Here is a 2,811-nt window from a genome sequence, read left to right as displayed (position 1 = left end):
GGCTCGCGTCGGAGAGGAGTGCGGTCGGTGCTTCTTCGCCCTTGAACGTCGGCTCGGTGCCGAATTCCTCGCCGAACCAGTGGGCGAGTCGGCGCACGGGTGCGGTTTCGGGGCCGGTGAGGTTGAGGGTGAATGCTTCACCGTTGGTGGCGTGGAGGAGGGATCGCAGGGCGACTTCGTTGGCGTATCCCTGCCATACGACGTTGGCGTGGCCGGTGGTGATGTCGACGGGTTCGCCTGTGAGTACGCGGTGGGCGATGTCGGCGAGGACGCCGTAGCGGAGGTCGACGGCGTAGTTGAGGCGGATGTTGGTGATTTTGGTGCCGCGGGTGAGGGCTGCGTGGTCGAAGATGCGTTCGCGGCCGAGGCAGGACATGGCGTATTCGCCGACGGGGCCGACGGGGTCGTTCTCGGTGCAGCCGCCGGAGGAGACGGGGACCAGTGGGTAGACGTTGCCGGTGGAGAACGCGGCGATCCGCGCGTCGGGCCAGCGGCGGGCCACGCGGTCGGGCATGGCGGCGTTGACGGCCCAGGCGTGGGAGGGGGCGCCGGCGGAGCCGAATTTGGCGCCGACCATGAAGACGATGTTTCCGGCGTCGGGCAGTTCGGCGAGGTCGGCGGCGGGGTTCATGAGGTCGAAGGCGATGGTGGAGACGCCGGCTGCTTCGAGGTCGTGGGCGGTGGCTTTGTCGGACCAGCGGGAGACGGCGTGGACGGTGAGGTCGGTGCGGCCTGCGGTGTCCAGTGCGCGGCGGGCGAGTTTGCAGAGGCTGGGGCCCATTTTGCCGCCGGCGCCGAGGATGAGCAGGTCGCCCTGGAGGCGGCCCAGGTCGGTGGTGAGGGCGGGGGAGGGGGTGGCGAGCCGTTCTTCGAGGGCGGCTTCGTCGGTGAACATGTGTTGTTATCCCTTGATTCCGGACGCGGTGACGCCCTCGGTGAAGTAGCGCTGGCCCACCATGTATGCGGCGAAGATGGGCACGAACGCGATGACGGAGCCGGAGAGGACCACGTTGAGCGGTACGTTCTGCTGCTGGAGCGAGGCGATGCCGACGGTGAGGGTGCGCATGTCGGTGGACTGGCCGATGACCAGTGGCCACAGGAAGTCGTTCCAGTGCCACAGGAAGACGAATACGCCGAGTGTGGCGAGGATCGGTTTGAGCAGTGGCAGTACGATCCGGTGGAAGATCTGCCATTCGTTGCAGCCGTCGAGGCGGGCGGCTTCGAAGAGTTCGTCGGGCAGGCCCTGGATGAACTGGCGCATGAGGAAGACGGCCTGGGCGTTGGCCAGGGTCGGCAGGATCAGGCCCCAGTAGGTGTCCACGCCGCCCAGTTTCGCGATCATCGCGAAGGTCGGGATCATTGTGACGTGGTAGGGGACCATCACCATCGACAGGAACGACCAGAACATTGTTTCCCGGCCGGGGAAGCGTTTCTTGGCGAAGGCGTATCCGGCGAGGGAGGCGAGGAGCAGTACGCCGATCACGGAGATGACCGAGTAGATCAGGGTGTTGAGCAGCCAGCGGGGTACGTCCTGGGCGTTCATGACGGTGTCGTACGCGTCGCCGCTCAGGGGCCAGGGCAGGAGGCTGCCGGGGAACTCGACCGCGGCGGAGGGTTTCAGTGAGAGGACGACCATCGCGTAGAACGGGAAGACCGTGACGAGTGCGGCGATGGTGAGCAGGGCGGCGCGGCCGATCCGGCCGGCCCGGGTGGGGCGCATGCCGTGCGGGACGGTGTCCTGTTCCGAGAGCTTGCGCAGTCGGCGTTCGGCGCGGCGGGCGGCCCGGCCGGCCACCACGGTGCCGGTGCCGGGGCCGGTGCCGGTGCCGGTGGGCGGGGTTTCGGTCTGGGCGGGTGCTGCGGTCATGGTCACTGGTCCTTCCCGATCACGAGCCGCTGGATCACCGCGACCACCACGGTCAGCGCGAACAGCGCGACGCCGATGGCGGAGGCGTAACCCAGGTCGAAGTACTTGAAGCCCGCGTCGTAGAGCTGGAAGACGAGCGTGTAGCTGGCGTTGGCGGGGCCGCCGCCGGTCATCGTGTAGACGGCGTCGAAGACCTGGAAGGAGGCCGTCGTCTCGATCACGGCGAGGAAGAACAGGGCGGGCTTGAGCTGCGGCAGCACGATGTGCCGGAACCGCTGCCAGGGTCCGGCGCCGTCGGTGAGTGCTGCTTCCTCCAGCTCCCGCGGGATGTCCTGCATCCGGGCCAGCAGGATCAGCATCCCGTACCCGAACCGGGACCAGACGCCGACGATCGCGAGTGCGGGCAGCACCAGTACGTCGTCGGAGAGCCAGGAGCCCTCGGACATCCCGAACCAGCCCATCAGCGTGGACCACGGGCCGCCGGTCGAGAAGATCCACACGAACACGGTGGCGGCCAGCACCAGCGAGGTGACCACCGGCAGGAAGAACACCGAACGGAAGAACTTCGCGCCGCGGAACGCACGGCGGGTGATCAGTGCCAGCGACACCGATGCGATCAGCGTGCCCGGCACGGCCAGCACGGTGTACAGGACGGTGACCTTCAGCGCCTGCCAGAACAGCGGGTCGTCCCACAGGCGGGTGAAGTTGTCCAGCCCGACGAAACTGCCGCCGCCGGTCAGGGAGTAGTCGGTGAAGCTCATCAGCACACCGGCGACGCCCGGACCGAACCGGAAAGCGAGGAACAACAGGAAACACGGAAGGACGAACAACAGGCCGATCCGGGCCTCGCGGCGCGCCTGCGGCCCGCTGCGACGGCCCCGGCGGGCGGGTTCCGCGACGACTGCCACGGGGATCTCCTTGCGGTACGGGGAAAAGGGGTGGGG

The 2,811-nt window shown here is 68.0% G+C and carries 3 protein-coding genes; all 3 read right to left on the bottom strand.

The features are described from left to right. Positions 1 to 895 (bottom strand): NAD-dependent epimerase/dehydratase family protein (locus tag ACFC79_RS38140; RefSeq protein ID WP_376249857.1); only part of this gene is annotated, 895 nt, incomplete at its 3' end. Between the two features lie 6 nt (positions 896 to 901). Beyond that, positions 902 to 1,867: a carbohydrate ABC transporter permease gene (locus ACFC79_RS38135; RefSeq protein ID WP_376249855.1), complete on the bottom strand. Its 966-nt coding sequence runs from the start codon at positions 1,865 to 1,867 to the stop codon at positions 902 to 904. A gap of 2 nt (positions 1,868 to 1,869) precedes the next feature. Continuing rightward, entirely contained in the window at positions 1,870 to 2,775 is a 906-nt protein-coding gene (locus ACFC79_RS38130) for a carbohydrate ABC transporter permease (RefSeq protein ID WP_376249859.1), read from the bottom strand. Positions 2,776 to 2,811: the final 36 nt, after the last annotated feature.

This window comes from Streptomyces sp. NPDC056061 (assembly GCF_042266885.1).
GTDB lineage: Bacteria > Actinomycetota > Actinomycetes > Streptomycetales > Streptomycetaceae > Streptomyces.
Note: the sequence above shows the minus strand (reverse complement) of the source record. Positions and strands in the feature narration are given on the sequence as shown.